The sequence below is a fragment of the Pararhizobium mangrovi genome, from assembly GCF_006516965.1.
In the GTDB taxonomy this organism is placed as follows: domain Bacteria; phylum Pseudomonadota; class Alphaproteobacteria; order Rhizobiales; family Rhizobiaceae; genus Pararhizobium_B; species Pararhizobium_B mangrovi.
This window is the reverse complement of record NZ_VHLH01000002.1, coordinates 82815-108953: the sequence shown is the minus strand read 5'-3', so window position 1 is coordinate 108953 and position 26139 is coordinate 82815. Positions and strand designations below refer to the sequence as shown.

At 65.2% G+C, this 26139-nt stretch carries 28 protein-coding genes; 13 read left to right on the top strand and 15 right to left on the bottom strand.

From position 1 onward, the window contains the following. Nucleotides 1–144: 144 nt before the first annotated feature. Nucleotides 145–348, top strand: a complete 204-nt coding sequence (locus tag FJU11_RS02170; protein ID WP_141165372.1) for a hypothetical protein — start codon at nucleotides 145–147, stop codon at nucleotides 346–348. Between the two features lie 29 nt (nucleotides 349–377). Here FJU11_RS02170 and FJU11_RS02165 read toward each other — a convergent pair whose 3' ends face one another. Beyond that, nucleotides 378–1175 (bottom strand): SOS response-associated peptidase, encoded by a 798-nt coding sequence (locus tag FJU11_RS02165; RefSeq protein ID WP_141165371.1) that lies wholly within the window; start codon nucleotides 1173–1175, stop codon nucleotides 378–380. Between the two features lie 109 nt (nucleotides 1176–1284). On the opposite strand from FJU11_RS02165, the gene FJU11_RS02160 reads away from it, so the two are divergent. From FJU11_RS02160 to FJU11_RS02125, 8 genes are all read left to right on the top strand, one after another. Then, the gene (locus FJU11_RS02160; RefSeq protein ID WP_141165370.1) at nucleotides 1285–1716 is read left to right on the top strand and encodes an NUDIX domain-containing protein; all 432 of its coding nucleotides are present in this window, start codon (nucleotides 1285–1287) and stop codon (nucleotides 1714–1716) included. Between the two features lie 52 nt (nucleotides 1717–1768). Beyond that, nucleotides 1769–2206: a TIGR02301 family protein gene (locus tag FJU11_RS02155; RefSeq protein WP_141165369.1), complete on the top strand. Its 438-nt coding sequence runs from the start codon at nucleotides 1769–1771 to the stop codon at nucleotides 2204–2206. A 111-nt stretch (nucleotides 2207–2317) separates the two neighbouring features. Continuing rightward, entirely contained in the window at nucleotides 2318–2587 is a 270-nt protein-coding gene (locus FJU11_RS02150; RefSeq protein WP_141165368.1) for a hypothetical protein, read from the top strand. 104 nt (nucleotides 2588–2691) lie between these two features. After that, complete coding sequence (locus FJU11_RS02145; protein WP_141165367.1) at nucleotides 2692–3387, top strand: hypothetical protein; 696 nt, start codon at nucleotides 2692–2694, stop codon at nucleotides 3385–3387. A gap of 104 nt (nucleotides 3388–3491) precedes the next feature. Next, the gene (gene ygfZ, locus FJU11_RS02140; RefSeq protein WP_141165366.1) at nucleotides 3492–4337 is read left to right on the top strand and encodes a CAF17-like 4Fe-4S cluster assembly/insertion protein YgfZ; all 846 of its coding nucleotides are present in this window, start codon (nucleotides 3492–3494) and stop codon (nucleotides 4335–4337) included. 53 nt (nucleotides 4338–4390) lie between these two features. Further along, entirely contained in the window at nucleotides 4391–4978 is a 588-nt protein-coding gene (locus FJU11_RS02135) for an HD family hydrolase (RefSeq protein WP_235890761.1), read from the top strand. Between the two features lie 6 nt (nucleotides 4979–4984). Next, the gene (locus FJU11_RS02130) at nucleotides 4985–5518 is read left to right on the top strand and encodes a tyrosine phosphatase family protein (protein ID WP_141165364.1); all 534 of its coding nucleotides are present in this window, start codon (nucleotides 4985–4987) and stop codon (nucleotides 5516–5518) included. A 16-nt stretch (nucleotides 5519–5534) separates the two neighbouring features. Further along, the gene (locus FJU11_RS02125) at nucleotides 5535–6515 is read left to right on the top strand and encodes an NUDIX hydrolase (RefSeq protein WP_141165363.1); all 981 of its coding nucleotides are present in this window, start codon (nucleotides 5535–5537) and stop codon (nucleotides 6513–6515) included. 18 nt (nucleotides 6516–6533) lie between these two features. Here FJU11_RS02125 and FJU11_RS02120 read toward each other — a convergent pair whose 3' ends face one another. Continuing rightward, a complete protein-coding gene (locus tag FJU11_RS02120; RefSeq protein ID WP_141165362.1) occupies nucleotides 6534–8132 on the bottom strand; it encodes an L-aspartate oxidase in 1599 nt (532 codons plus the stop codon). 165 nt (nucleotides 8133–8297) lie between these two features. Here FJU11_RS02120 and FJU11_RS02115 point away from each other — a divergent pair, with 165 nt between their 5' ends. Next, nucleotides 8298–8753: a LysM peptidoglycan-binding domain-containing protein gene (locus FJU11_RS02115; protein WP_181408011.1), complete on the top strand. Its 456-nt coding sequence runs from the start codon at nucleotides 8298–8300 to the stop codon at nucleotides 8751–8753. 22 nt (nucleotides 8754–8775) lie between these two features. Here FJU11_RS02115 and nadA read toward each other — a convergent pair whose 3' ends face one another. From nadA to rpoZ, 9 genes are all read right to left on the bottom strand, one after another. Further along, entirely contained in the window at nucleotides 8776–9855 is a 1080-nt protein-coding gene (gene nadA, locus FJU11_RS02110) for a quinolinate synthase NadA (RefSeq protein ID WP_141165360.1), read from the bottom strand. Between the two features lie 146 nt (nucleotides 9856–10001). After that, on the bottom strand, nucleotides 10002–10739 hold the full coding sequence (gene recO / locus FJU11_RS02105; protein WP_141165359.1) for a DNA repair protein RecO: 738 nt from the start codon (nucleotides 10737–10739) through the stop codon (nucleotides 10002–10004). Nucleotides 10740–10757: 18 nt separating this feature from the next. After that, on the bottom strand, nucleotides 10758–11705 hold the full coding sequence (era, locus tag FJU11_RS02100) for a GTPase Era (protein WP_407946649.1): 948 nt from the start codon (nucleotides 11703–11705) through the stop codon (nucleotides 10758–10760). Continuing rightward, nucleotides 11702–12400, bottom strand: coding sequence for a ribonuclease III (rnc, locus tag FJU11_RS02095; protein WP_141165358.1), 699 nt, complete (start codon nucleotides 12398–12400; stop codon nucleotides 11702–11704). The genes era and rnc overlap by 4 nt, the downstream gene beginning before the upstream one ends. Nucleotides 12401–12410: 10 nt before the next feature. Continuing rightward, nucleotides 12411–13163, bottom strand: a complete 753-nt coding sequence (gene lepB / locus FJU11_RS02090) for a signal peptidase I (RefSeq protein ID WP_181408016.1) — start codon at nucleotides 13161–13163, stop codon at nucleotides 12411–12413. A gap of 67 nt (nucleotides 13164–13230) precedes the next feature. Continuing rightward, entirely contained in the window at nucleotides 13231–13662 is a 432-nt protein-coding gene (gene acpS, locus FJU11_RS02085) for a holo-ACP synthase (protein ID WP_141165356.1), read from the bottom strand. 124 nt (nucleotides 13663–13786) lie between these two features. Then, a complete protein-coding gene (locus tag FJU11_RS02080) occupies nucleotides 13787–14377 on the bottom strand; it encodes a DUF2062 domain-containing protein (protein ID WP_141165355.1) in 591 nt (196 codons plus the stop codon). 94 nt (nucleotides 14378–14471) lie between these two features. After that, the gene (locus FJU11_RS02075) at nucleotides 14472–16721 is read right to left on the bottom strand and encodes a RelA/SpoT family protein (RefSeq protein WP_141165354.1); all 2250 of its coding nucleotides are present in this window, start codon (nucleotides 16719–16721) and stop codon (nucleotides 14472–14474) included. A 206-nt stretch (nucleotides 16722–16927) separates the two neighbouring features. Next, nucleotides 16928–17356, bottom strand: a complete 429-nt coding sequence (rpoZ, locus tag FJU11_RS02070) for a DNA-directed RNA polymerase subunit omega (protein ID WP_141165353.1) — start codon at nucleotides 17354–17356, stop codon at nucleotides 16928–16930. Nucleotides 17357–17609: 253 nt separating this feature from the next. On the opposite strand from rpoZ, the gene FJU11_RS02065 reads away from it, so the two are divergent. Next, nucleotides 17610–18176: a LabA-like NYN domain-containing protein gene (locus FJU11_RS02065; RefSeq protein WP_141165352.1), complete on the top strand. Its 567-nt coding sequence runs from the start codon at nucleotides 17610–17612 to the stop codon at nucleotides 18174–18176. 10 nt (nucleotides 18177–18186) lie between these two features. Beyond that, nucleotides 18187–18864: a uracil-DNA glycosylase gene (locus tag FJU11_RS02060; protein WP_141165351.1), complete on the top strand. Its 678-nt coding sequence runs from the start codon at nucleotides 18187–18189 to the stop codon at nucleotides 18862–18864. A gap of 12 nt (nucleotides 18865–18876) precedes the next feature. On the opposite strand, the gene FJU11_RS02055 is transcribed toward FJU11_RS02060, so the two are convergent. From FJU11_RS02055 to dapA, 3 genes are all read right to left on the bottom strand, one after another. Then, on the bottom strand, nucleotides 18877–19725 hold the full coding sequence (locus FJU11_RS02055) for an oxidoreductase (RefSeq protein WP_141165350.1): 849 nt from the start codon (nucleotides 19723–19725) through the stop codon (nucleotides 18877–18879). A 174-nt stretch (nucleotides 19726–19899) separates the two neighbouring features. After that, nucleotides 19900–20379, bottom strand: a complete 480-nt coding sequence (smpB, locus tag FJU11_RS02050) for an SsrA-binding protein SmpB (protein WP_141165349.1) — start codon at nucleotides 20377–20379, stop codon at nucleotides 19900–19902. 34 nt (nucleotides 20380–20413) lie between these two features. Further along, nucleotides 20414–21295 carry a 4-hydroxy-tetrahydrodipicolinate synthase gene (gene dapA / locus FJU11_RS02045; protein ID WP_141165348.1) on the bottom strand — a complete coding sequence of 294 codons (882 nt, stop codon included), beginning with the start codon at nucleotides 21293–21295 and terminating at the stop codon, nucleotides 20414–20416. A gap of 274 nt (nucleotides 21296–21569) precedes the next feature. Here dapA and FJU11_RS18780 point away from each other — a divergent pair, with 274 nt between their 5' ends. Beyond that, nucleotides 21570–23690 (top strand): lytic transglycosylase domain-containing protein, encoded by a 2121-nt coding sequence (locus FJU11_RS18780; protein WP_141165347.1) that lies wholly within the window; start codon nucleotides 21570–21572, stop codon nucleotides 23688–23690. A gap of 1032 nt (nucleotides 23691–24722) precedes the next feature. Here the strand turns inward: FJU11_RS18780 and FJU11_RS02035 are convergent. Next, on the bottom strand, nucleotides 24723–25925 hold the full coding sequence (locus FJU11_RS02035; protein WP_181408010.1) for a porin: 1203 nt from the start codon (nucleotides 25923–25925) through the stop codon (nucleotides 24723–24725). Nucleotides 25926–26139 lie beyond the last annotated feature (214 nt).

The following is a 26139-nucleotide window of genomic DNA, read 5'->3' as shown; positions in this document are numbered from 1 at the left end:
CGTCGCATTTTCAGCTAAAATCAGACTCATTGTCACGACAGACAAGATCCGCCTTCGCACGACGCGTGATGGTGCGGCGGCGATCATCGACACGACGCACATGACCGTGCCTGCCGAACGTGGCATGGCCGGGAGATCTGAACCATGACGGACGACACGAAGACGGCACGCAAGCGCGAGCTCGAACTGGAAAAGAACTACGGCAAGGTCGCATGCAAGGGCGTTCTGGGTGCCGCGCAGATGTCGCGGCAACTCAAGGAAAAGCACGCCAGCAAGGGCTTTGCCTCCCATACGCCTTCGTCCTCGCGCGAGGGCCGGGCGAGCCTTTCCAAGCAGAAGCAGAAGTGAGCGCCGCCGGCCATCCGGCCGGGCGGTAATCAGCCTTCGTCGAACAGCGGCAACTGATGGCCCGTATGGGCGCTTGCGCGATCCTGTGGCGTCTCTTCCCGCGCGGCATTCGGGTCGGTCTCGTGGCCGGACGGTTCCGTAACGTCGACCGGCTTCTGGATGTCCGGATCGATGTTTGCCGCGGCGTTGACGCGGCTTGAAACCGGTATGGCCTCGAAAGCTTCGTCCGCTGCCGGTCGCATTAGATCGGCGACGTCGTTCGGCGCATATTGCCGGCAATCGAGCCATCGCGCAAAATCCCGACGCGCCACGGTCACGGGCATGCGGTCGTGAATGGCCGCAAAGCTGCGGTTGGCCGCCGTCGTCACGATCGCGACCGTGTCGAGCTCGCTGCCGTCGGCCGAATGCAACGTCTCCATCAGTCCGGCAAAGGCGATCGGTCCTGCGGCCGCCGGGCGAACCCAGTAGGGTTGCGCACGCCGCCCCTTCGCAGAGCGCTGCCATTCATAGAATCCCGAAGCTGGCACCAGCACGCGTCGGTGGCGCATGGCCGCACGGAACGACGCCTTCTCGGCCGCCGATTCTGAGCGCGCATTGAAGAGCAGCGGAAACGTTTTCGGGTCCTTGACCCAGGAAGGCAGCAACCCCCATCGCGCCAATTGCGCATGTCGCTCCCTGGGGCGAGACGGGTTTTCACCGTGCGTCACGAGCAGGATCGGCTGGCTCGGCGCAATGTTGTATCGCGGCGGAAACGCCTCGATATCGGAAAGATCGAAAAGCGCTTCCACCGCCTCGGGTGGATCGGTCAGGGCGAATCGGCCGCACATGGTCAGACGAGCTTAAACGTGACAATCATTCCGGCGGCGCGAAGGTTTGCGCCGGGCGAGACGGATGGTAGGGCATGCGTCTCCTTCCGACCAGCGTGCAGGCGAAACGATGTCCGATCCGAGCGATGCCTCTGCGAAGCCGCTGGAAGCCGTATCGGCGATCGTCCGGCGTGGCGACCGCTTCCTCCTCGTGGAGCGTGGACGACCGCCGATCCAGGGTCAGCATGCCTTCGCCGGTGGTCGCGTGGAACCCGGAGAAACGCGCGAACAGGCCGTCTTGCGCGAACTGCGCGAGGAGACGGGCCTCGTCGGACGCGATCCGGTGGCCTACGCCGAGTACGACATCGCCCCTTCGCCCGACGATCCCGCCGGGCATCGCTTCCACCTCACCGTCTTTCGCGTGACCGTCGACGACGAGGACGAAGCTCGAGCCGAGGACGATGCGGCGGCGCTCGGCTGGTACACGGCCGCGCAATCGAAAGACCTCGAAATGCCGGAGAGCGTGCATGCCTGCATCGCCGCACTGGACGGCGAGCGATGACCAGGGGGCGACCGGCTTGCCGTCGCCACTTTCTTCAGGCAGACGGAAAGGCATGCGCATCCGCCCTGCCCTTCATTCCCTGACCAGCGTGCTCTTCGTGTTCGTTCTGGCCGTTGCCGTCCCGGGCACGGGCCGGGCCGCAGATGCGCCGGAAACGCCGGCACCGGCGCCGAGCGGACCGGCCGCCCCGCCCTACGAGGCGCAGCTTATCCAGCTTTCGCGCATCCTCGGCTCGGTCGACTATCTGCGCGATCTCTGCAAGTCCGACGACGACACGGACTGGCGCGACACGATGCAGAACCTGATCGACAGCGAAGCGGCGGGAAACAAGGAACGCACACGCACGTTGACCGCCGCGTTCAACCGCGGATATCGCGCCTTCGCCGCCGTCTACTCGACATGCACGCAGGCGGCCGTGAGCGCCGAGAAGGAATACCGGCAGCGGGGCGCGACGATCGCGCGCGGGATTGCCGGAAAGTACGGAAATTAGGGGATCGTTTACCGATCGGCGTTCCGGGTCGTGCCGAATCGGGAGGGATCGTGCTAGATCGTTCGTGGGTTCGCCCCACTTCAGTGTGACGCAAGGAGTATCGAAGGCCTGATGGAACGCACACAGGATCACGGCCGAAGCGACATCGAAGAGATGATCGTCCACGAGAAACGGCAGGTCGCCATCGAAAATCAGAACGAAGCCTGGGCGGACGGGGTCGCCGATGGCATCGAGCCGGAAATCATCGCCGACGCGGCCATTGCGCATGCCATGCGCGAGACGGTGCGCCTGCACGGCGAGGACGTCGCCCAGGCGCTGATCGAAACGCTGAAGGATCGCATCCTTTCCGGCGAGTTCTCGCCCGAGCGTACGTTGCAATAAGGCGCGCGAGCGGCCGGCTGAAACCGCCCGCCCGCTCGACAAGGGGTCCGCACGTGTCGCTTCCATCCAGACGATCGGCCCGAAACCGGCACGGCGCCTTCTGCGTGTCGGCCGCCCTTATCATGCTTGCCGTGACGTATTCGGCCCCGGCCTGCGCTGCGACGAACACCCCTCCCGACACGATCGGACGTCCGGGCGACCTCGACCGTTCCGATGCCGGCGCAGGCCTGCCCGAAACCGGGATGGGGCACGGCACGCCCGCGCCGAACGCGGACTCGGACGACGATGGCGCAGACGATGCTGCCTCTCCCGAGACGAAAGGCACGACCGCACCCATCATTTCGCACGATCTTTCGCAACTGCCGCAGCCAGTGCGCCGCATGCGCGAACTCATCGTCGAAGCGGCGCGCACCGGCGACATCGAAAAGCTTCGTCCGCTTCTCGACAAGGGTCGGGCCGCAACGCAGCTTGCGATCAGCGGACGGACCGGCGACCCGATCGCCTACCTGAAAGGCCTTTCCGGCGATCCGGACGGACGCGAGGTCCTGGCGATCATGCTCGATATCCTCGATGCAGGCTATGCGAGGATGGACGTCGGCAATGGCGAGCAGACCTATGTCTGGCCCTATTTCTTCGCCAAGCCGCTGAAGACGCTCGGGCCGGCGCAGCGCGTGCAGCTCCTGCGCATCGTTACCGCCGGCGATCTCGATAACATGCAGGAGACGACCGGCGGTTACGATTTCTTCCGTCTCGGCATCACGCCGGACGGCCGGTGGAGCTTCTTCCTCGCAGGAAACTGATCGCAGGAACCGGGCCCGATCTTGCTCATTGTGGCCATGGCGCCTACCTGCGCTTACCGATGCCTTTCGCACGGACGTCGCCAACGAACGAAGGTCGATCGATCATGTCCGGACTGCGCTTCAGCGACAGAGCCCTTCTCGCCGTCACCGGCCCGGATGCCGAATCGCTGCTGCAGGGCGTCATCACGCCCGACCTGCCATCGCTTCCCGCCGGCGAGGCCCGGCCCGGCGCCCTTTTGACGCCGCAGGGCAAGATCCTTTTCGATTTCCTGATCTCGCGCACCGGTCCGCACGGCTTTCACCTCGAAACTGCGCGCGAGAACGCGGCCGGCCTTCTCAAGCGGCTGACGCTCTACAAGCTGCGCGCCAAGGTCGAGATCGCCGAAGTCGAGGATATCGCGATCGCCGTCGTCTGGGGCGAGGCCCCGGAAAACGGCATCCACGATACGCGCTTCTCCGAAACGCCGGTGTATCGCGTGTACGAAGAAAACCCGCCCGAAACGCAGAAGGCGGATCCCGGCGAATACGCCGCGCTGCGTATCCGCGACGGGGTGGCCGAATCGGGTAGTGATTTCGCGCTTTCGGACGCCTTTCCGCACGACGTCCTGATGGATCTGAACGGCGGCGTTTCGTTCCGGAAAGGCTGCTTCGTCGGTCAGGAAGTCGTCTCGCGCATGCAGCACCGCGGGACCGCACGCCGTCGGATCGCGATCCTCGATGGTGACGCGCCTCTCGTAACGGGTCATGCGCTCGAGGCGACGGGCCGGTCCGTCGGCACGCTCGGGACCTGCGAAGGAACGCAGGCGCTCGCCCTCGTCCGGGCCGACCGGGTTCGCGAAGCCGTTGCGGCCGGCGAAGTATTGACCGTCGATGGCGTTCCGGTCCGGGTTCGGTTTCCGGCATGGAGCGGGCTGACGCTCGAAGCGAGCGCCGACGCCCGGCCCGCATGAGCGGCAGGACGTCCCGAACGGGCGACAGGACAGCGCCTCGCGCTTGGCAACGTATGCTTTCCGGAAGGCGGCTCGACCTGCTCGAACCCTCGCCGCTCGATATCGAGATCGGCGACATTGCCCACGGGCTCGCCCGGGTCGCGCGCTGGAACGGACAAACGGTCGGAGATCAGGCCTATTCCGTCGCCCAGCATTCGCTCGCCGTCGAGATCGCCTTCGCGATGATCGCGGGCAAGGCGACGGCCGAAGAACGGATGATCGCGCTCCTGCACGATGCGCCGGAATACGTCATCGGCGACATGATCTCGCCCTTCAAGGCCGTGATGGGGGGTGCATACAAATCCGTCGAGAAGCGGCTTGCGACGGCGATCCACCTGCGCTTCGCCCTCCCCGGCGAACTTTCCCCCACGCTTCTTGCCCGGATCAAGCGGGCCGACCAGATCTGCGCCTATTTCGAAGCGACGCGGCTCGCCGGGTTCACGGAAAGCGAGGCGCTGGCCTTCTTCGGACGGCCGGGTCCGGTGACGCACGAGAACCTGCCGATCGATCCGCTTGCACCGGGCGAGGCGCAGGCTCGCTTCCATGCGCGCTTCGAGGTGCTGGACGCCGAGCGGGCGCGGACCGAAACGCGGGCGGAGTAGCCGGCAATGCCGACGCTCCTCGTCGCGCCGCTTTCCCGGATCGCCGAAACCTCGATCGATCATGGCGCATGCGAGATGATCAGCCTTCTCGGCGCAGGTCACGCCTTCCATCGTCCGGCATCGATCGCACGCGACCGGCATCTGAGCGTCGATTTCAACGATATCGCCGAGGACATGCCGGGCTTCGTCGCGCCGCAGACCGAGCATGTGCGTCGCATCCTGGCGTTTGCTGAAACCTGGGACCAGCGCGCGCCGCTGCTCATCCACTGCTGGATGGGCATTTCGCGCTCGCCCGCGGCAGCCATCCTCATCGCGCTCGCCCTTGCGCCGGAGGATGACGAAGTGCGACTTGCGCAGGCATTGCGCGCCGCTTCACCTTCGGCAACGCCGAACCCCCGGCTGATCGCCCTCGGCGACGCCTTGCTCGGACGCGGGGGACGGCTGGAGCGTGCGGTCCGCGACATCGGCCGCGGTTCCGATGCCATGGAAGGTGAGCCATTCGCTCTAACCTTCGGTGTGAGCGAGAAAATTCAAGCATGATACGGGAACGGTGCCGATGAACGAGCGATCGACGGCCGTCGAGATCGGGCTCAACGCTGCGATCCTTGCCGTGAGCGAAGGCGTGCCCCGGCTGCTCGCGATCGCTTCGGCGCAGGACGTGCCGCCGCTCGATATCCTGCCCTTCGGCCCCTTCGATCCGACGATCCACCGCACCTTCGAGACGAGCCTTCGCGCACGCGTCGCCGAGCAGACGGCATTGAAGCTCGGCTATATCGAACAGCTTTACACCTTCGGCGATCGCGGGCGGTACATGGCCGGAATCGACGGATCGCACGTCGTCTCCGTCGGCTATCTCGCGCTGACGCGCATGGACGAAGAATGCTCCGAGACGTTGGCTGCCGCCGCCGGCGTGACGTGGCGCGGCTGGTACGCGTATTTTCCCTGGGAGGATTGGCGCGGCGGCCGGCCGGTGATGCTCGACGCGATGATTCTGCCCGCACTCGATGCGTGGGCGAGACGGTCCGAACCCGGTGACGACGGGGGCCGGCCGGCTCGGCGACGCTCGCGCATGCGCCTGGCCTTCGGCCTCGACGGGTTTCCATGGGACGAGGAACGCGTGCTGGAACGCTACGAACTGCTCTACGAGGCCGGTCTCATCGAGGAGGCCGTATCGGACGGACGCGTCACCGCGACCGGCCTCGACGTGTCGCTCGGTCGCGCGATGTCCTTCGACCACCGCCGCATCGTCGCGACGGCGATCGCGCGGCTTCGGGGCAAGATCAAGTACCGGCCGGTCGTCTTCGAGATGCTGGCGCCGGAATTCACCCTCACCCGGCTTCAGGAAACGGTCGAAGCGATTTCCGGAAGGCACCTTCACAAACAGAACTTTCGCCGTCTGGTGGAAGGCGCCGAATTGGTCGAGCCGACGGGGGCGACCAGCGCGATCACCGGCGGTCGTCCGGCTGCGCTCTACCGTTTCCGCCGTAAGATCCTCGAAGAACGTCCGGCGCCGGGCCTCAAGGTCGGCCGGGGCTGACGGCGCCCGAAGTCCAACTTACGTCACCGCATCCTTCAGGATTTCCCACGTCGCACGATCGACATCGGAAAGCTTCGAATAGGTTCTTCGGCGCCACGCTTCGGCCGGTTCGGGGTGATCGGCACGGTAATGACTTCCCCGACTTTCCTCTCGGTCGAGCGCGGCGACGGCGATCATGCGCGCGGCTGCGGCAATGTTGAGGAAGCGCACGCGGCGGTTGGTGCGCTCCAGCTCGGCGATCTCGCGCACGGCCGACAACAGTCCGGTACGCGTACGGACGACGCCCACATGCTCGGACATGACGACGCGCAGGCGCTGCAGTTCCGGACTGTCCTCGCGCGTGACCGTATCGTCGGACTCGTCGATCGGATCGCCCCAGTTCTGGAGCTTCGGGGATGGCAGGAGACCCTGGATATCCTCGGCGATGCGGGCGGCGAAGACCACTGCCTCGAGAAGCGAGTTCGAGGCGAGCCGGTTCGCGCCGTGCGCGCCGGTCGAAGTCGCTTCGCCGGCTGCCCATAGTCCGTCGAGCGAGCTGCGCCCATCGGCGTCGACCAGAATACCGCCCATATGGTAATGCGCCGCCGGCACGATCGGTACGAGCTCGCTGCCGGGATCGATGCCGGCGGCCATGCAGGAGGCGTAGACGGTCGGAAACATCTCCGGAAAGTGCCAGCCGATCGCGCTGCGACAGTCGAGGAAGGCACCGCGCCCGGCCTTCACTTCATCGAAAATGGCGCGCGCGACGATGTCGCGTGGCGCAAGCTCGCCATCGGGATGGATCGCCGGCATGAAGCGCTCGCCTGCGCGATTGACCAGAACGGCCCCTTCGCCGCGCAGCGCTTCGGTCGCGAGCGGCGCCGGATCCTTGCCGATATCGATCGCTGTCGGGTGGAACTGCACGAATTCGGGATCGGCGATGACGGCGCCTGCGCGTGCCGCCATGCCGAGGCCGGCAGCACGCGCCTCGACGGGGTTCGTCGTTACCGAATAAAGATGGCCGATGCCGCCCGAACACATGACGACCGCGCGCGCCGGTAGCGCCAGGCGGCGGCGCGCCTGCCCCCCGTCGGGCCTGGCGATGACGCCGGAGACGTAGCGCCCCTCCGTCAGCAGTTCCTCGACGAAATGACCTTCCAGAAGCCGGATCGAAGGCGTTTGGCGGACGGCGGCGACGAGCGCCTTCATGATCGCCATGCCGGCCATGTCCCCGCGCACGCGCACGATACGCCACTGCGAATGGGCGGCCTCGCGCGAAAGCACGAGCTTGCCTTCGAGATCCCGGTCGAACGGCACGCCGTAGGAGAGAAGGTCCTCTACGCGTGCCGGACCCTCGGCGATCATCGCGCGGGCAATCTTTTCGTCGACGATACCGGCCCCGGCCTTCATCGTGTCCGCCAGATGCTGCTCGACCGTGTCGCCCGGGCTCATGGCGGCGGCGATACCGCCCTGCGCCCAACCCGAGGAAGCGCCCTCGCCGATCGGCGCGCCCGAAAGCACGGTGACGGGACGCGGAGCGAGCTTCAGCGCGCAGAACAGGCCAGCGAGACCACCGCCGACAATGACGACGTCATCGACGCCGGTCCAGCTCTTCGGAGAATGCACGTCGACGGTCATCGCCTGTCCCTTTTCACGCCGTACCGGCCCGCTTTCCGCGCATCGGCGTGGAAATGTTGCAGCCAGGACCCTATTCTTCCGATCATGAGAGTTTCACGCCCCCGTTTCATTTGCTGCCGACCGGCAGTCCTGCTTGCCGCCGGCGCATTGTTCGGCACCTGCCTCATGGGGTCGTCCGCTTCGCAGGCGGCGTGCGGGCGCGTCCAGACCGGGCGCGGCTCCAGCGCTCTCGCCATCGCGCAAGGCTGCGGGACGGACCTTCAGCAATTGCGCATCGAAAACCCTTCGGTCGATTTTAACAAGCCGCTGAACGGACAGATCATCCGCGTGCCGAGAGGCAGGAAGCCCGGTGCGATTCCGCCCGATATCGCGCGCGGCGCGCCGCCGTCTTCCACGGTCGTGCCGCAGATCCACCGTTCGACCCCCGTCATCCGGCCGCGCCAGAGTTCGGATGCATTCGGCCGCCGAGGCAATGTCTATACCGTTCGCCGCGGTGATACGCTGAGCGCCATCGCCGATGCGGCCGGTGTCAGCCTCGCCGGTCTGAGAGCCGCCAATCCACGCATCGAGCCGCGCCGTCTCATCGTCGGACAGAGGATCGCCCTGCCCGCGACCGACTGACTGACGGGCGTTTCGGCGCACGTCAGTTCGCCAGAGCGACCATGCGCTCGACAGCCCGGCGCGCACGGTCGGCAATCGCCGGATCGACACGGACTTCGCCCGTCATGTCCGTCAGGCTCTCGAGGATCTTCGGCAGCGTGATACGCCTCATGTGCGGGCAAAGATTGCACGGCTTGACGAATTCGACGCCGGGCACCTCGCTCTGCACGTTCGAGGCCATCGAGCATTCCGTCACGAGCAGCACGCGGGCGGGACGCTTCCCCTTCACGTAATCGATCATGCCGGCGGTCGAGCCCGCATAGTCGGAAACCGCAAGCACGTCCGGGTGGCATTCGGGATGCGCGACGATCTGGATCGACGGATCGGCATCCTTGTAGGCCAGCAACTCTTCGGCGGTGAAGCGTTCGTGGACCTCGCAATGGCCCTTCCATGTGAGGATCTTCTTGTTCGTCTGGCGCGCGACGTTCAATGCGAGATATTCGTCGGGAATGCAGAGCACAGTGTCGCTGTCGAGGCTCTCGACGACCTTCACGGCGTTCGACGAGGTGCAGCAGATGTCGCTTTCCGCCTTAACCTCAGCGGAGGTGTTCACATAGGTGACGATCGGCACGCCGGGATAGCGCTCGCGCAACAGGCGAACGTCGGCAGCCGTGATCGATTCTGAAAGCGAGCACCCGGCCCGCATGTCCGGTACAAGCACCGTCTTTTCGGGGTTCATCAGCTTCGACGTCTCGGCCATGAAGTGCACACCGCACTGGACGATGATTTTGGCGTCGACCTTTTCCGCTTCGCGGGCGAGCTGCAGCGAATCGCCGACGATGTCGGCGACGCAGTGGTAGATTTCGGGCGTCTGGTAGTTGTGCGCCAGGATGACCGCGCTGCGCTCCCGTTTCAGGCGGTTGATCGCCGCGACATAGGGGGCGTAGACGGGCCACTCGATCTCGGGGGTATGGGCGCGAACCTTCTCGTAGAGCGGCGCGGTCTCGCGGGCGATCTCCGGCGTATAGTCGAGGTCCGGGCGCGCCAGCACGCCGAAGCGTTCCGCCGCGGTCGGCAAGGCGTCTCTCGTCGACATCCGATCGGCCAGGGTGAGTGCGGTCATCAAACTCTCCATCCTTGCCGGGTCGACGATTTTGCTCCGTTTGAGCATAAGATGCGGAAGAAAAAGGCCGGACAGACCGGTTGCATTCGAAATAAGCCCGGCCAAAACGGATTGCAATATGCGTGCCCTCGACCAAGTACCCGGCCCTACTGAGCCGTGTCCGCAGGCACGGCGAGGACGCTGCGCACGAACGCCTCCCGCGCGCTCGGTACGGCGATGCCGCGGGGCTCGTAGACGTTGCGAACGAGGAAGAAGCCGGTCAGCCGGAAGGCATCGGTGAGATCCTCCCGTTCCGGCGACGCCTGGCGATCGGCAAGGAAAGGCGGCAGTGCCAGAAGCCGGTCGGCGAACGGCAGCCCGGCTTCGCGGCTGACCGCCCGGCCGGATTTCGGTGAGACATAGACGAGCGCGGCGGTGGCGCCGGTCGACGCACAGCGCGTCAGATCGAGCCCGAAGCCCAGTTCATCCAGCACCGCCAGCTCGAAGCGCACGAAGAGCTCGCCCGCCGAAGCCGGTTCGTGGAGTGCGTCGAGGATGGCGTCGAGCGCGGCGTAGAGCGCCGGATGCGGATCGCGTTCGGGCAGAAGCCTGAGGAGCGCGGCCATCGCCTGCACGCCATATAAAGCGCAGGCGCGTTCCATCAGCCGTGCCGCCCGCAGCGACAGCGGCTCCACGCGGAAGGCGCCGAGATGGTCCGCGAGACGCGCGCGCCAGACGAGATCGACACGGTTGCCGGGTTGCAGAAGCGGCTGCTGGCGCCGCGAGCGGCCGCCATGGACGAGCCCCATGTGGCGGCCGTGGTCGCGCGTCATCACCTCGGCGACGACGCTCGTCTCGCCATGGCGCTTGATCCCGAGGATGACGCCTTCGTCGTGCCACTGCATGGCGGGAATTTTGGGCGTTCAGGCGGGGAAGTCGAGCCCCATCTCGCGATAGCGCTCCGGATCGTTCCCCCAATTGCCACGCACCTTCACGAACAGGAAGAGATGGACGGGCTGATCGAGAATGCTCGCGAGCTCTTCGCGCGCGGCCTTGCCGATCGCTTTGATCGTCTCGCCCTTGTGGCCGAGCACGATCTTCTTCTGCCCGTCGCGCTCGACATAGATGACCTGTTCGATGCGAACGCTGCCGTTCTTCTTTTCCTCCCAGCGCTCCGTCTCGACGTGCGAGGCGTAGGGCAATTCCTGATGCAGGCGGTCGTAGAGCTTCTCGCGCGTGATCTCGGCGGCGAGCTGGCGCATCGGCAGGTCGGAGATCTGGTCTTCGGGATAGTACCAGGGACCGAGCGGCGCTGCGTTCGCCAGATGGTCGAGAACGTCCTGGCAGCCCGAGCCGTCGAGGGCTGAAATCATGAAGGTATGCTCGAACGCGACGACCGCGTTCGCCTTCTTCGTCAGTTCGAGGAGCGCCTGCGGCTTGACGCGATCGATCTTGTTGAGGACGAGCGTCTTCGGCCGCGCGACCTTCGCAAGCTCCGTCAGGATCGCTTCCGCATCGCCGGTGAGGCCGCGTTCGGCATCGACCATGAAGAGCACGCTGTCCGCATCGTGCGCGCCGCCCCAGGCGGTGGAAAGCATGGCCCGGTCGAGCCGGCGCTTCGGCTTGAAGATGCCAGGCGTATCGACGAAGACGAGCTGCGTGCGATCGTGAATGACGATGCCGCGCACGATGGCGCGCGTCGTCTGCACCTTGTGGCTGACGATCGAGACCTTGGCGCCGACGAAGCGGTTCAGAAGCGTCGACTTGCCGGCGTTCGTCGCGCCGATCAGGGCGACGAAGGTCGAACGCGTAGGGCTCTCGTTCTCCGGCGTATCGGCCATCACCGGCTCTCCGTCCGTTTCGTCCGTCATTGCGTACTCCAGACTTTTTCGCGTTCGAGGAGGCGGCCGGCCGCCTCCTGTTCCGCCGCACGCTTCGACCGGCTGGTGCCGGTTTCCGGCGCAAGGTTGCCGACGGTGACGCGGACCGTGAAACTCGGGTCGTGGTCGGGGCCGCTACGGTCCGTCACCGTATAGGCAGGGGTGGCGGCGAACCGGGCGTGGGACCATTCCTGAAGCTCGGTCTTGGCGTCGCGGCGAAGCGCCGCCGTCTCGACGCTGCGCTCTTCCCAGTTGGCGAGGATGAAACCGCGCGCCGCCTCCAGCCCCTGATCGAGATAGATCGCGCCGATCAGCGATTCCATCACGTCCGCCCGCACGTTCGCCATGCGCCGGCTCGTCAGCTTCTTCACGTCCGAACCGGTTCGGATGAAGGCGTGCAGGCCGAGCTCGTCGGCGACCAGCGCACAGGTCTCGGCACTGACGAGCTGGTTCAGCCGCACGGAAAGCTCGCCCTCACGCGCTTCGGAGAACCGCTTGAACAGGAGTTCGGCGATGCACAGGCCGAGCACGCGGTCGCCGAGGAATTCCAGCCGCTCGTAGTTCGCGCGATCCGGGCCGAGCGCGCTCGCATGCGTCAGCGCGCGGTCGAGCCGCGCCTTGTCCTTGAAGACGATGCCGATGCGCGCTTCGAGCCGCGCCCGCTCATGGTCGCCGAGCCGTTTCATGACACTGCGATCAGTGCTGCGCGGAGGAAAAGATCCTGTCGAGGCGCAGATCCGTTGGCCACTTCCAGAACTCCAGCGGCGAGACGTCGCCGCGAATCGAGAAGAAGATGATGTTCGCGCGTCCCACGAGGTTCTTGAAAGGCACGTAGCCGACGTCGAAACGGCTGTCGAGCGAGTTGTCGCGATTGTCGCCCATCATGAAGTAATGGCCCTTGGGCACGTGGAAGACGCGGGTGTTGTCGCCCGGCGAGTTCGGCGTGAGGTCGAGCGTGTCGTAGCTTTTGCCGTTCGGCAGCGTTTCCTTGAAGACGGGCACTTCCTGGCCGGTATCGTAGCGTCCGGTCGGGTGGAAGGTCCCGTCGCGCTCCTTCGGCACCGGCTTTCCGTTGATGTTGAGAACGCCGTCCTTCATCTGGATCGAATCGCCGGGCAGACCGATCACCCGCTTGACGTAGTCGACGCTCGGATCGCTCGGCAGGCGGAAGACGACGACGTCGCCGCGCTCCGGCTTTTCGCTCCAGATGCGGCCGTTGAAGAGGTCGAGCGACATCGGCAGCGAATAGGTCGAGTAGCCGTAGGCGAACTTCGAGACGAACATGTAGTCGCCGACCAGCAGCGTCGGCATCATCGAGCCGGAAGGAATCGAGAAGGGCTGGAACAGGAAGGTGCGGATCACGAGCGCGAGGAGAAGCGCCTGGACGATGACCTTGATGTTCTCGCCGAGCGCACTTTCCTTCTTTTTCGTCTTGTCGGACACGCCTATCGATTCCTCTTTTTGGGGTGGCCCTGTCTAGAGCGTTTGGCGCCGATGCGAAAGCGTTTGTGCGACATCACCCGAGCAAGGCGGAAGGGTCGCCGGCCGCGCTACCCGGCAGCGCCTCGATGACGACGAACGCCTGCGCCAGCGGAAAATCGTCGGTGATCGTCACGTGGATCGCCGGGACATGCCCTTCCGGCATCAGCGCCGCGAGACGTTTGGCCGCGCCGCCGACGAGGTCCATCGTCGGCTTGCCGCCGGGCAGGTTGACGACCCCCATGTCGCGCCACAGCACCCCCTGCGCGAGCCCCGTACCAAGCGCCTTGGAGCAGGCTTCCTTGGCCGCGAAACGCTTGGCGTAGGAGGCCGCACGGTTGCGCCGCCGGTCCGATTTCTCGCGCTCGATCGGCGTGAAACAGCGATGCGTGAACCGCTCGCCGAAGCGTTCGAGCGTTCGCTCGACGCGGCGGATGTCGATGAGGTCGCTGCCCAGTCCGATGATCATGCGGCTTTCTTCGGCTTCGCACGCCTCCTGTCAAGCGGCGCGTCGGATGCCTACGTCCGTGGTCGACGCTCGACCGGCCGCACGACGACCCTCGATGCCGGTCGGGCCATGCGGCTGCGGCCTGCTACGCCGCATGGCCGCGGCCGGGCGCACGCGGCTGCCTTCCGCCGGACGCCGCACGGGCGGCGATGCGCAGCCGGCGGCGCCGGCGGAACGTGTTCACGCCCCAGTAGGTCAGCACGTAGAAGGCGGCCGCAAAGACGAGGCCGATCGGCGCGCCGCCGACGAGCATCGGCTTGAGGATCGGCTGCCAGATGTCGGCAAGGTCGAGGTCGTGCACCATCTGGGCGAGATGGATCGGCTTCTCACGAACGCTTTCGGTGCCGAGGATCCAGGTGCCGAGCTCGTAAGCACCGGCCCATATGAAGGGAAAGGTGAACGGGTTGCCGAAGCTCGTGCCGATCGCGGCGGCGACCATGTTGCCCGCGATCAAGTAAGCGACGACGAACGAGAGGATGAAGTGGAAGCCGATGAACGGCGTGCAGGAGGTGAAGACGCCCGCGGCGATACCCGCGGCGATGGCATGTGGCGTCGCCGTCAGCCGCAACACGCGGGCGACGACGTAGCGGATCGAACGGGAGAAGGAACGTCGTGGCCATATCGCGACGCGGATGCGTTCCCATAGGGTCGCCGGTTTGCGTCGCCTGAATAGCATCGTCCTACCCGATCAATGGAAGCGCCCCCGAAGCGCTTCTCCGGTGTACGTACCGCCATAGCGCAGCTTCGTGCAAGCAATGCGACGGGAACGATCATTCGTAGACGCGCGAGGCCGTCGACACGCAGGCAAGGTCGTTGAGCTGCATCAGCAAGCGGTTGAGCCGCTTGAGATCCCAGATCATCACGTCGACGACCATCTCGGCGAAATCCGGCGCGCGACGGCTGATCGTCAGGTTCTCGATATCGGCGTCGGCGCCGGCGATGGTCTGCGCGACCTCGGCAAGCGTGCCCGGCTCGTTCAGCCCGTTGACGACGATCCGCGCGGGAAAGCGCGTTCGCGACGCTTCCTCAAGGTCCCAGCGCACGTCGATCCAGCGTTCCGGCTCGTCGTCGTATTCGGTGAGCCGCGAGGACTGGATCGGGTGGATCGTGATCCCCTCGCCCGGCGTCATGATGCCGACGATGCGATCGCCCGGAACGGCACCCGCGGGCCCGAAGCGCACGGTCGAATCGCCGCCGACGCCGCGGATGGGCAGTGCCTCGGGGCCGATCTCCCCTGCCGTCTTGCGCGGTCCGCGCTTGCGGCCCTCTTGCCGCACCGCCTTCGAGCGACCCGGCACGCGAAAGAGCATGCCAGCCGCACTGCGCAGATTGAACCAGCCTTCGTCCTGCGACGGCTTCGCGCTGGACCGGTCCTCGCCTTCGCCCGGATAGACCGCCTTCAGGACGTCGCGCGAACTCAGTTCGCCGCGACCGACGGCCGCGATCGCATCCTCGACCTCCTTGTGGCCGAGGCGATGCAGGGCGGGCTTCAGCGCCTCGCGCGAAAAGGACCGGCCGGCCTTTTCGAAGGTCCGTTCGAGAATGCGGAAACCGAGCCCTGAAAACTGCTTGCGCACGGCCGCGCGCGTCGCGCGACGGATCGCCGCGCGTGCCTTTCCGGTAACGACGATCGATTCCCAGGCCGGCGGCGGCACCTGCACGCCGGAGCGTACGATCTCGACCTCGTCGCCGTTTTCGAGCCGCGTGACGAGCGGCATGATGTGCCCGTTGATCTTCGCGCCGACGCAGGTGTCGCCGACATCGGTATGGACGGCATAGGCGAAGTCGATCGGGCTCGCCCCGCGCGGCAGCGCGATCAGGCGGCCCTTGGGCGTGAAGCAGAAGACCTGATCCTGGAAGAGTTCGAGCTTGGTGTGCTCCAGGAACTCTTCCGGGTTGTCGCCTTCGGCAAGCGCCTCGATGGTGCGGCGAAGCCATGCATAGGCGTTCGATTCCGGCGAGAGCAGAGCGGCCGTTCCGGACCGTTCGTTGTCCTTGTAAAGCGCGTGCGCCGCGACGCCGTATTCGGCGATCTCGTGCATGCGGTTGGTGCGGATCTGCAGTTCGACGCGCTGACGCGAAGGCCCGATGATGGTGGTGTGGATGGAACGATAGTCGTTCTGCTTGGGCGTCGAGATATAGTCCTTGAAGCGACCCGGCACCACCGACCAGCGCGTATGCACGATGCCGAGCGCGCGGTAGCAATCGCTCACTTCGCCGACGATGATGCGGAAACCGTAGACGTCCGAAAGCTGCTCGAAGGAAAGCGATTTCGACTGCATCTTGCGGAAGACGGAGTAAGGCCGCTTCTGCCTTCCCCGCACCGTCGCCTTGAGGCCCTGCTGGTCGAAAAGCGCGCCCAGTTCGACCTCGATCTTGCGAATGAGGTTGCTGTTCTTCTGCGAAAGCGCCTGCAGGCGACGGGTTACGGTATCGAAGGCCTCCGGGTTCATGTGGCGGAAGGCCAACGCCTCCAGCTCGTCGCGCATGTCCTGCATGCCCATGCGGCCGGCGAGCGGCGCATAGATGTCCATCGTCTCTTCGGCGATCCGGGCGCGCTTTTCCTGCGGCACGAAGTCGAGCGTGCGCATGTTGTGCAGCCGGTCGGCAAGCTTCACGAGCAGCACGCGCACGTCGTTGGAGATGGCGAGCAACAGCTTGCGCAGGTTTTCCGCCTGCTTGGCGCGCCTGGTGACGAATTCGAGCTTCTTGAGCTTCGTCAGCCCTTCGACGAGAAGGCCGATGTCCTCGCCGAACATGCGGTCGATCTCGTCGCGCGTCGCGCTCGTGTCCTCGATCGTGTCGTGGAGCAGCGCCACGGCGATCGTCGACTCGTCGAGATGCATGTCGGTAAGGATCGCCGCGACTTCGAGCGGATGCGAGATGTACGGGTCGCCGCTGGCACGCTTCTGCTTGCCGTGCTTCTGCATGGCGTAGACATACGCCTTGTTGAGCAGGGCCTCGTTGACCGTCGGCTTGTATGTCTGCACGCGCTCGACGAGCTCGTACTGGCGCATCATGGAACGCGCCCTCCGTTCTTCTTCTTCTTCGCACGAGCCCCGGCGACAGCGCTCGCATCTGCGAAGTATGCCACCGTGCCCCGCATGCAGGGAACCGGCGTCATTGCCGCCCCAACGCAAAGGCGCGCCAGCCTGTGGGACCAGCGCGCCGTATCGTCGATATCCGCAATGCGCGAATGCGCAGCGCGTGGTGTCACGGACGGCTTCTAGAAGTCGTCGTTCTTTTCCGGCGGCACGAGACCCTCGATGCCGGCAAGCAGTTCTTCCTCCGACATGCGGTCGAAGGCGACGGGCTCGTCCTCGCTCTCGTCGGCCGCAGCCGGCGCGTCGGCCCGGGTTTCGGCCGCGCTCTCTTCCGAAGCGGTGACGGCCGGGGCTTCCTCGGGCCGTGCTTCCGGCTCGTCGACCTCGACGTTCTTCTGCAGCGAATGGATCAGCTGTTCGCGCAGATCCTCCGGCGAAAGCTTCTCGTCGGCGACCTCGCGCAGCGCGACGACCGGGTTCTTGTCGTTGTCGCGATCGACGGTGATCGGCTGGCCTTGCGAAATCATCCGGGCGCGATGGCTGGCGAGAAGCACCAGTTCGAACCGGTTGTCGACCTTGTCGACGCAATCCTCTACCGTGACGCGGGCCATGGCCTGTCCTTCAAAGCTCGTGTTGGGGGTTCACCGACGTGATAAGGGCTCGCGCGGACGAATTCAAGCCGGCGCGGCGCACATCGGTGCATTCTTGCTTGGAATTCAGCCAAACTTCAACCGCAATCGTCTTGGAATCTTCGCCACCATGCATTAGCTGCTGACCGTCCGCGACGCGCGGCATATTCTCGCAGTCCGCAGCACGGCCTGCCTATTGCCAAGCAAAATCATAATCGAAAAGGAATTCCCGCGAATGTTCGACCCTCGCGAAAAGATCGCTCTCTTCATCGACGGCGCCAATCTCTACGCCTCTTCGAAGAGCCTCGGTTTCGACATCGACTACCGCAAGCTTCTTTCCGCATTTCAGGCTCGCGGCTACCTTTTGAGGGCCTATTACTACACTGCGCTCGTCGAGGACCAGGAATATTCCTCGATCCGGCCGTTGATCGACTGGCTCGACTACAACGGATACAAGGTCGTGACCAAGCCGGCCAAGGAATTCACGGATTCTTCCGGACGCCGGAAGATCAAGGGCAACATGGACATGGAGCTCGCGATCGACGCAATGGAGCAGTCGACGGTCGTCGACCATCTCGTGATCTTTTCCGGCGACGGCGATTTCACGACGCTCGTCGAGGCGCTCCAGCGTCGCGGGCGCAAGGTCTCGGTCGTCTCGACGCTTTCCACGCAGCCGCCGATGATCGCCGACGATCTGCGCCGGCAGGCCGACCATTTCATCGATCTCGTCAGCCTGCGCGACGAGGTGGGTCGTGCACCCTCCGAACGGCCGAGCCGTACCCAGACGACGTCCGAGACCTGATCGGGCAACCGTGGTGTTCCTTTCCGCCGACCGGTGGCGCGAGCCGGATCGCGACTGCGATCTCTGCCCGCGGCTCCACGCCTTCATCCGCGAACAGCGCATCACCCATCCCGAATGGCACAACGCGCCGGTGCCGACCTGGTACCCGCCGGAGGGTCCGTCGGGGGTGCGCCTGCTCGTCGTCGGGCTCGCCCCCGGCCTTCGCGGCGCCAACCGGACGGGGCGCCCGTTCACTGGCGACTATGCCGGCGACCTTCTCTATTCGACGATGATCCGCCACGGCCTTGCGACCGGCACCTTCGAAGCGCGAGCGGACGATTCGCTGACATTGCAGGGTGCGGCGATCACGAACGGCGTGCGCTGCGTGCCACCTCAGAACAAGCCGGTCGGTGCGGAGATCAACACCTGCCGGACGTTCCTTTCCGGCACGCTGGAAGGCATGGAGAACCTGACGACGATCGTCACGCTCGGCAAGATCGCCCACGAAACGACGGTACGATCGCTGGGCGAGCGCATCGCGCATCACCCCTTCCGCCATGCCGGTGAGAGCCGGATCGGAAAGCTGACGATCTTTTCGAGCTATCATTGCTCGCGCTACAACACGAACACCGGCCGGCTCACGCCGGCGATGTTCGATGCCGTGTTCGCCTCGGCCGCCGCCCATCTGCACGGCGGCCGCGACGGGTAAACGCGACAGGGCTCAGTCGCCCGAGTAGTCCGTTCCAAGCGACATCTCGCGACGCGACTCGATTTCCTCGAGACGCGCCCTGAGACGGTCCGTCACGACGCCGAACCCTTGGGCTCCGAATACGACATGGCGTGGCGGCTCGTCCTCGCCGGCAAGCGCGATCATCGCCTGGCCGGCCCGCACCGGATCGCCAGGCTGCGAACCCGAGTTCTTCTTCGTGGTCGCAAGTCGTGCACCGACGGTATCGGCGTAGTCGTCGATCGCCGTCGCGGTCTGCGAAAGCGAGCGGCCGGCCCAGTCCGTGCGGAACGGCCCCGGCTCGACGCAGGTGACACCGATGCCGAGCGGCGCGACTTCGGCCCGCAGCGAATCCGACCAGCCTTCGACGGCGTGCTTGGAGGCGGCGTAGTAACCCGACCCTGGAAAGCCGACCAGACCGGCGACCGACGTCACGTTGAGGATCCGCCCGAAGCGTTGTTGACGCATCGTTGGCAGGACGGCCCGGGTGATCGCGAAGAGACCGAAGACGTTGGCTTCGAACTGGTCGCGAACGGCCGCGTCCTCCGCCTCTTCCACGGAGGTCTGGTAGCCGTAGCCCGCATTGTTGACGAGGACGTCGATACGCCCGAAGCGCTCGCGTGCGGTTTCCACCGCCGCATCGATCTGATCGGCTTTCGTGACGTCGAGATCGACGGCGACCGCCCGATCCGGGGCGATGTCGGCAAGGTCGGCGACCCGCTCCGCATCGCGCGCGGTGACGACGGCACGATAGCCGCCCTCGATGACGAGGCGGGCGAGTTCGCGGCCGAAGCCCGTCGAACACCCGGTGATGAGCCATACGGCATCGGCATCGAGCGGCATGATGCGCTCCTTTCCATGTTTATGCGGAAGGCACGAGCGGCACGTCGAAAAGGCGTCGCACGAGCCGGATTGGAAGGTGTCGCTTATATGGATCGCACTGCCCGCGCGCACAGGGGGCATCGATCCCGCCGGAAGGAACGTCCGGGCCGGCCGGAACGCGTCATGCCGCAGGCGCTATCCGAGTTCCTTCATCAGGCGCTGCTTCTGGCGGTTCCAGTCGCGCTGCTTTTCGGTTTCGCGCTTGTCGTGCACCTTCTTGCCGCGCGCGAGCGCGATTTCCAGCTTGGCGGTACCGCGGTCGTTGAAATAAAGCCGCATCGGCACGATCGACATGCCCTGCTTCTGGACGGAAGCGGCGAGACGGTTCATCTCGCGGCGGTTGAGGAGCAGCTTGCGCTTGCGGCGCGGCTCGTGGTTGAAGCGGTTGCCCTGCAGGTATTCCGGCAGATACGAATTGATCAGCCAGATCTCGCCGTCCTCCGAGCTCGCGTAGGATTCGGCGATGTTCGCCTTGCCCTCGCGCAGCGCCTTCACCTCCGTACCGGTGAGCACGAGGCCGGCCTCCAGCGTATCGACGATCTCGTAATTGAACCGGGCCTTGCGGTTGTCCGCGATAACCTTGCGGGCCGGACCCGCCTTCTTCTTGGGCGGCATGAAGCGATCTCGCTCTTTCGTGCGTTCGTGCGCGTCAGTCGAGAAGCCCGGCGTGGCGCATGGCGATGTCGATCGCCTCGCGTACCGGCTCGGAAACCGGAAGCAGCGGCGAACGCACGATCTCGTTCACGCGGCCGAAGCGCGAGAGCGCATATTTCACGCCGCAAACGCCGGGTTCGAGGAAGATCGCCCGGTGCAGCGGCATCAGGCGATCCTGATATTCGAGCGCGCGGACGAAATCTCCCTCCAATGTGGCGGCCTGGAACTCGGCGCACAAGGCCGGCGCGACGTTCGCCGTCACGGAAATGGCACCGTGCCCGCCATGGGCGTTGAAGCCGAGCGCGGAAGCGTCCTCTCCCGACACCTGGAAGAATTCCTTGCCGCACGCCATGCGCTGCTCGGAAACGCGCTCCATCCTGCCGGTGGAATCCTTCACCCCGATGATCGACGGGAAATCATGGTGCAGCGCGGCCATCGTCTCCGTGCTCATGTCGACGACCGAGCGGCCCGGGATGTTGTAGATCACGATCGGCAGGCTGCTGGCCCGTGCGACGGCGGCGTAATGGGCGTAGAGTCCGGCCTGCGTCGGCTTGTTGTAGTACGGCGTGACGACGAGCGCGGCGTCCGCGCCGGCGCTCTCTGCGTATTGCACGAGGTCGATCGTCTCGAACGTGCTGTTGGAGCCGGCGCCGGCGATCACCGGCACGCGTCCGTTCACGATCGCCACGCAGCGTTCGATCACGTGCTTGTGCTCGGCATGGGTCAGCGTCGGCGATTCGCCCGTCGTGCCGACGGGAACCACACCGGTACTGCCGCTCTCGATCTGCCACGAAACGTGCCTTTCGAAGCCTTCCTCGTCGATCTCGCCTTTTTGCGTGAACGGCGTGATCAGGGCGGGAATCGATCCCTTGAGCATGGTTTTCTCCCGGCGGCGGCGCTTGGCACGCGCTCTGGCTGCTGTTTTGATGATATTCGCGCCGGCGCACCATAATGCCCCCGCATTCGGGCGGCAACCGGCCCGGGGAACGACGACGCATCGCGAGACGAAAGGTTAGAACAATCCCGTCAACGCTTGATTTACCATTGCTTCATGCCTTCATGCGAACAAGGAATACGCACGCCGCCCATTCCGGGGCGCCGGGCATCGGCCCGGTCGACACTGCCGTTTCGTTGAGGGTTCGATCGCCGAGATGACACGTATCGCATCCAGTATCCTCGTCTCGCTGATGGCCTGCACGGTCCTGGCGATCGCGCCCGGCCACGCGGAGCCGCTACCGATCGGCGACGTACCGCTGCCGCTCGCCCGCCCCTTCGCGCCGCAGACGGATGTCGTGCCCAGCCTGCCGCCGCCGCGCACGTCGCCGGAGATTACCGCCTCGATCCCGCGCGCCGTCAATCCCGCCGCCGCCGTCGGCGATCTCAAGGATGGCCTCGACGCCCTTACCGGCAATCACGTGGACAAGGCGCGCGCGATCCGCTCGGGCATGCCGGCCGGCTCCCTCGACCGGCAGATCCTCGCATGGGCCATCGCCATCTCCGGTTCGAACGACGTGCCCGCCGGGGATATCGCCGAGGCGGCGAAACATTTGCAGGGATGGCCGGGCGGCAGCGTGATCGAGGCGAACTACGAACGTGCCCTTGCCGGACAGGATCCGGCACCCGCACAAGTGCTTTCCGCCTTTTCCGCCCGCACGCCCGAAACCCTGACGGGCAAGCGCCTTCTCGCCGATGCGTTGCTGAAAAGCGGCCAGCGCGAACGGGCGGCAGCCATCATCCGGCACGTTTGGCGGACGGATGCGCTCGATTCGCGCGAACAGGCACGTATGCTGCGCGACTATTCCGGGCTCCTGCGCACTTCGGACCATCTTCGCCGCATGGAGATGCTGCTTTATCGCTCCCGCATCACCGATGCCGAACCGATTTCCGAGCAGGCGAACGCACAGTCCCTCTTCCGCGCCTGGGCGGCCGTCATCCGCAAGCAGTCCGATGCCAAGGCACGCATCGATGCCGTACACCCGATGTGGCACGACGATCCGGGCTATCGTTTCCTGCGCGTCATGCATCTGCGCCACGAGGACGAGTACGAAGCCGCGGCGAAGCTCCTCGAAGCCGCGCCGCACGACGTCGCCGCGCTCGTGAACCCCGGCGAGTGGTGGGACGAGGAACGCATCGTCAGCCGCGACCTCATCGACGACGGAAAGTTTTCGGCTGCCTATCGCATCGTCGCCGACAGCGTTCTCCTGAAGGAGGCCGCAGCCGACAGCACGCGCGACACCGACCGCATCGACGCCGAATTCCATGCCGGCTGGTACGCGCTTCGAGGGCTGCGCAAGCCGAAAGAGGCGGCGGCGCATTTCCGTCGCATCCTGTCGATTGCGACGTCGCCGATCTCGCGCGCGAGGGGCTATTACTGGCTGGGCCGTGCGGCGGAGGCCGGCGCGCCCGGCTCGGCTTCGGCGCAATACGCGCGCGCCGCCGCCTACCCGGCGACCTTCTACGGCCAGCTCGCCGCCGCCAAGCTCGGCCGGCAGACGCTGGACGTCACCTACCCTTCCCCGAGCGACGCCGAGCGGCAGGCCTTCGCCGCGCGGCCGGCCGTACACGCCATCAAGCGTCTCCAGGCGATCGGATACGGCTGGCGGGCCAATCTCCTTTATCGCGATCTTGCCCGTACGATCGACAGCCCCGGCCAGCTCGCCATCCTCACCGCCATGGCGGAGGATGCCGACGAGGACCAGCTCTCGCTGCAACTCGGCAAGATCGCCTACTATCGCGGCGTGCCCTGCGCGGCGCTCGCCTTCCCCCTTGGCGCGATCCCGCGCGACGCGAACATTTCCGGCTCCGGCATGGCGCTGGCCTATGCGGTCGCGCGCCAGGAGAGCGCCTTCAACCAGGCCGCCGTCTCCCCCGCCAACGCCCGCGGCCTTCTCCAGCTCATGCCGACGACGGCAAAGCGCGTCGCCGCGCAAAACGGCATGTCCTATTCCAAGGCGCGGTTGACGCAGGACGCCGCCTATAACGCCACCCTCGGCGCCCACTATCTGGGAGAGCAGATCGCCGATTTCGGCGGCTCCTACATTCTCACCTTCGTCGCCTACAATGCCGGCCCGCGAAGGGTGAAGGAGTGGATCGACCGCTTCGGCGACCCACGCGGCAAGCCGATCGACGAAGTCGTCGACTGGATCGAGCGCATTCCCTACCCCGAGACCCGCAACTACATTCAGCGCGTGCTCGAGAACTACGAGGTCTACAAGGCCCGCCTCGGCCAGAAGGTCGACATCGTCCACGACCTGCGGTTCGGCCGTTCCTGACGAGCGGGCCAGGTGCCGAACGGTTCACGCCGCGGCAGCAGACCGGAGTAACGCGCTGTTCTCGCAGCCGCTACGCGTCGTCGCGAGCCTGGCAGCGTAGACCCGGGTCCCAATCCGCATTCTCTGCTTTCGGATAATGAGCCGATCGGTTTAGGGAAAGTCGCGCCAATAAGCGCCCGAACGCGATCACATCGCCATCGTTTCCAACGGCGTCTGGTCGATCCGGAGCCGCAACGCGCGCCACCGCATGGAAACACGTTGCGGGCCGCTCATTCTGTGCCGAGAACGTCGGCGATCCGGCTTCCATACGGAACGTGCAGACAAACCGGGCGATCGGCGGGTCGCTCCCCTCATCTTCAGACTACTCGAAGGGATTCGATCCGGTCGCAATAAGCACGGCGTGCTAGATCGAGCGCCACCCGACACCATGACTGTGCCGAAATGATTGGATCCTCGGACTGAACCGGGAAGGACCTTCACATGCGAGGATCAGGTCATTGCGACCAGCAGCGTAAGGGTTTCCGCTGTGCCTACTCCGCATGTATCCGCGAAGAGGAATGGACAGCCCTATCGAGCTTCGCGCGGATCCCTAGAGGATCATAAGCAGTACGGCTGCGAGCATCTGGCCTATTGGAAGCGATCGAAACGCACGGCCTTCCATGCATCTATCGACAATTGTCGGCGGTAAAAGCGGTTGGACGAACCGGCAAATGGACCGTAGGGCTCGCAAAGAGACGTTCCGGCTCGAACCACCAAAGCGCTTTGTCGACAGCAAGCAACGTAAGCACGATCTTACGATATGGGGGTCACGGATCGGGTTCGGAATGGCAGTGCCGAGCGAGACGCAGGGACGCATGTCACTAAGATCGATGCCTGTTGGGTCGATGAACCAATACCGTCACCATATCGATCGCAGCTCAAATGAGCCTCTATCCGCACCAACAAGCGACTGAACGGCGATATCGACTGCCGGAAAAGCAAAAAGGCCCGGCGGTTTCCCGCCGGGCCCGATCGATCGGAAAGACCGGTCGATTAGAAGTTGCGCTGGAAGCGCAGCTGGTAGTTCCAAGCGTCGTCGACGTTCTTGTAGCGGTGATCGTCGGACGTGAAGTCGTTGCCACCGGCATCGACGTAGTCGACTTCCGTCGTCATCGCGAAGCCAGGAACCAGCTGGAAGACGAGGTTACCGGCTGCGCCGAAGTTATCGTCGTCGTCGTAGGAAACCTGCGTGTTGGCGGAGATCTTGTCCGTCAGATCGACGGAGAAGCCACCCCAGACCGCATAGTCGCCACCCCAGACCGCGAAGTGGTTCGAGCCGCAGGACGTGATGCTGGAGTTGCCGGCGCAACCATGCTCGCCGGTCTCGTCGCCGTTCGTCGAATACGCGCCCATCAGGAAGAGAGCGAACTTGCCGAAGGAGAAGTCCGCACGCGCCTTGACCGCGCCTTCCTCGAGGCTTTCGTCATAAGCGCCGACGACACCGATGCCGAACGTGCCGTTGTCGTAGGAGACGCCGACGGTCGGATCCGGGATGTAGTCGTTATCGTTGGCATCCGTGTCATCGACGAGCGGACCGCCCGGAGCACTGCTGGCACGGTGCGAGTCGGTCGAACCGGCGTTGTCGTCCTCGATCGCCACGACGGCCGCGAAGCCGCTGTCGCTCTTGTAGGTGTAGCTGAGCTGCTGCGCGTCGAACGGGCCGTAACCGACGAGCGTATCCTGAATGACCGAGCCGGCGTAGCCGTGGCCGTAATAGGCCATGCGGGTGAATTCCGCTTCGGTCTTACCGACGCGGAGACCGCCGAGTTCGATGTAGGCGAAGTTCAGCGAGGTCGAGGATCCACCGGCATTGCCGAGGGTGTCGAAGCCCGAGTCGCCGTTGTTGTAGTTGAAGCGCGTCTCGGTGTAGGTGTGCAGCGTGCCCAGTTCGGTGTTCGACTGCGTGTCGGTCGTCAGCGTGAAGCGCGTATGCCAGGAAAGGCCCTCGCCGCGTCCGTCGTTGTCGGTGTCGATACCGCCGAGCTGACCGCCGGAAGCTTCCGTACGGACATAACCGCCGACCTTCAGGCAGGTCTCGGTGCCGGGAATGTAGAAGTAGCCGGTGCCGAACGCATCGCACACGCGGACATAGTCGACAGGTGCAGGCTGAGCCGCCATGATGGCGTCGGCAGCCTGTGCACCGGAAGCCACGGTCAATGCCGCGGCGGAGCCGAGAAGAAGGCTCTTGATGTTCATTTCTGACCTCCAGTCAAAGTTTCGCGTGGGTCTGGGTTCTTTGCCGAAGGACAGCAATTCCCTGTCCCATCCCCAATATCTAAGAAGTCGAACGGTCACCCCGCCCTCGCTTCCGAGAATGACCATAGACGTTGCTTTGCCCTGCGCAATCTTCCACACCCGGCCACCGGCCCAAAACGCCATGCTTCCGGAAACCGTGTTGCGCAAAGAACAC

What these genes read in the sequence shown, in the direction of transcription:
- FJU11_RS02075 (WP_141165354.1), bottom strand. Translation starts at nt 16,721, where the DNA reads ATGATGCGCCAGTACGAGCTCGTCGAGCGCGTGCAGACATACAAGCCG.
- ygfZ (WP_141165366.1), top strand. Translation starts at nt 3,492, where the DNA reads ATGTCCGGACTGCGCTTCAGCGACAGAGCCCTTCTCGCCGTCACCGGC.
- acpS (WP_141165356.1), bottom strand. Translation starts at nt 13,662, where the DNA reads ATGATCATCGGACTGGGCAGCGACCTCATCGACATCCGCCGCGTCGAG.
- FJU11_RS02065 (WP_141165352.1), top strand. Translation starts at nt 17,610, where the DNA reads ATGTTCGACCCTCGCGAAAAGATCGCTCTCTTCATCGACGGCGCCAAT.
- FJU11_RS02160 (WP_141165370.1), top strand. Translation starts at nt 1,285, where the DNA reads ATGTCCGATCCGAGCGATGCCTCTGCGAAGCCGCTGGAAGCCGTATCG.
- FJU11_RS02035 (WP_181408010.1), bottom strand. Translation starts at nt 25,925, where the DNA reads ATGAACATCAAGAGCCTTCTTCTCGGCTCCGCCGCGGCATTGACCGTG.
- FJU11_RS02165 (WP_141165371.1), bottom strand. Translation starts at nt 1,175, where the DNA reads ATGTGCGGCCGATTCGCCCTGACCGATCCACCCGAGGCGGTGGAAGCG.
- era (WP_407946649.1), bottom strand. Translation starts at nt 11,705, where the DNA reads ATGACGGACGAAACGGACGGAGAGCCGGTGATGGCCGATACGCCGGAG.
- FJU11_RS02120 (WP_141165362.1), bottom strand. Translation starts at nt 8,132, where the DNA reads ATGACCGTCGACGTGCATTCTCCGAAGAGCTGGACCGGCGTCGATGAC.
- FJU11_RS18780 (WP_141165347.1), top strand. Translation starts at nt 21,570, where the DNA reads ATGACACGTATCGCATCCAGTATCCTCGTCTCGCTGATGGCCTGCACG.
- nadA (WP_141165360.1), bottom strand. Translation starts at nt 9,855, where the DNA reads ATGACCGCACTCACCCTGGCCGATCGGATGTCGACGAGAGACGCCTTG.
- FJU11_RS02155 (WP_141165369.1), top strand. Translation starts at nt 1,769, where the DNA reads ATGCGCATCCGCCCTGCCCTTCATTCCCTGACCAGCGTGCTCTTCGTG.
- dapA (WP_141165348.1), bottom strand. Translation starts at nt 21,295, where the DNA reads ATGCTCAAGGGATCGATTCCCGCCCTGATCACGCCGTTCACGCAAAAA.
- rpoZ (WP_141165353.1), bottom strand. Translation starts at nt 17,356, where the DNA reads ATGGCCCGCGTCACGGTAGAGGATTGCGTCGACAAGGTCGACAACCGG.
- FJU11_RS02170 (WP_141165372.1), top strand. Translation starts at nt 145, where the DNA reads ATGACGGACGACACGAAGACGGCACGCAAGCGCGAGCTCGAACTGGAA.
- FJU11_RS02135 (WP_235890761.1), top strand. Translation starts at nt 4,391, where the DNA reads ATGCTTTCCGGAAGGCGGCTCGACCTGCTCGAACCCTCGCCGCTCGAT.
- rnc (WP_141165358.1), bottom strand. Translation starts at nt 12,400, where the DNA reads ATGAAACGGCTCGGCGACCATGAGCGGGCGCGGCTCGAAGCGCGCATC.
- FJU11_RS02130 (WP_141165364.1), top strand. Translation starts at nt 4,985, where the DNA reads ATGCCGACGCTCCTCGTCGCGCCGCTTTCCCGGATCGCCGAAACCTCG.
- FJU11_RS02080 (WP_141165355.1), bottom strand. Translation starts at nt 14,377, where the DNA reads ATGCTATTCAGGCGACGCAAACCGGCGACCCTATGGGAACGCATCCGC.
- smpB (WP_141165349.1), bottom strand. Translation starts at nt 20,379, where the DNA reads ATGCCGCCCAAGAAGAAGGCGGGTCCGGCCCGCAAGGTTATCGCGGAC.
- FJU11_RS02125 (WP_141165363.1), top strand. Translation starts at nt 5,535, where the DNA reads ATGAACGAGCGATCGACGGCCGTCGAGATCGGGCTCAACGCTGCGATC.
- recO (WP_141165359.1), bottom strand. Translation starts at nt 10,739, where the DNA reads ATGCAGTGGCACGACGAAGGCGTCATCCTCGGGATCAAGCGCCATGGC.
- FJU11_RS02115 (WP_181408011.1), top strand. Translation starts at nt 8,298, where the DNA reads ATGGGGTCGTCCGCTTCGCAGGCGGCGTGCGGGCGCGTCCAGACCGGG.
- FJU11_RS02150 (WP_141165368.1), top strand. Translation starts at nt 2,318, where the DNA reads ATGGAACGCACACAGGATCACGGCCGAAGCGACATCGAAGAGATGATC.
- FJU11_RS02055 (WP_141165350.1), bottom strand. Translation starts at nt 19,725, where the DNA reads ATGCCGCTCGATGCCGATGCCGTATGGCTCATCACCGGGTGTTCGACG.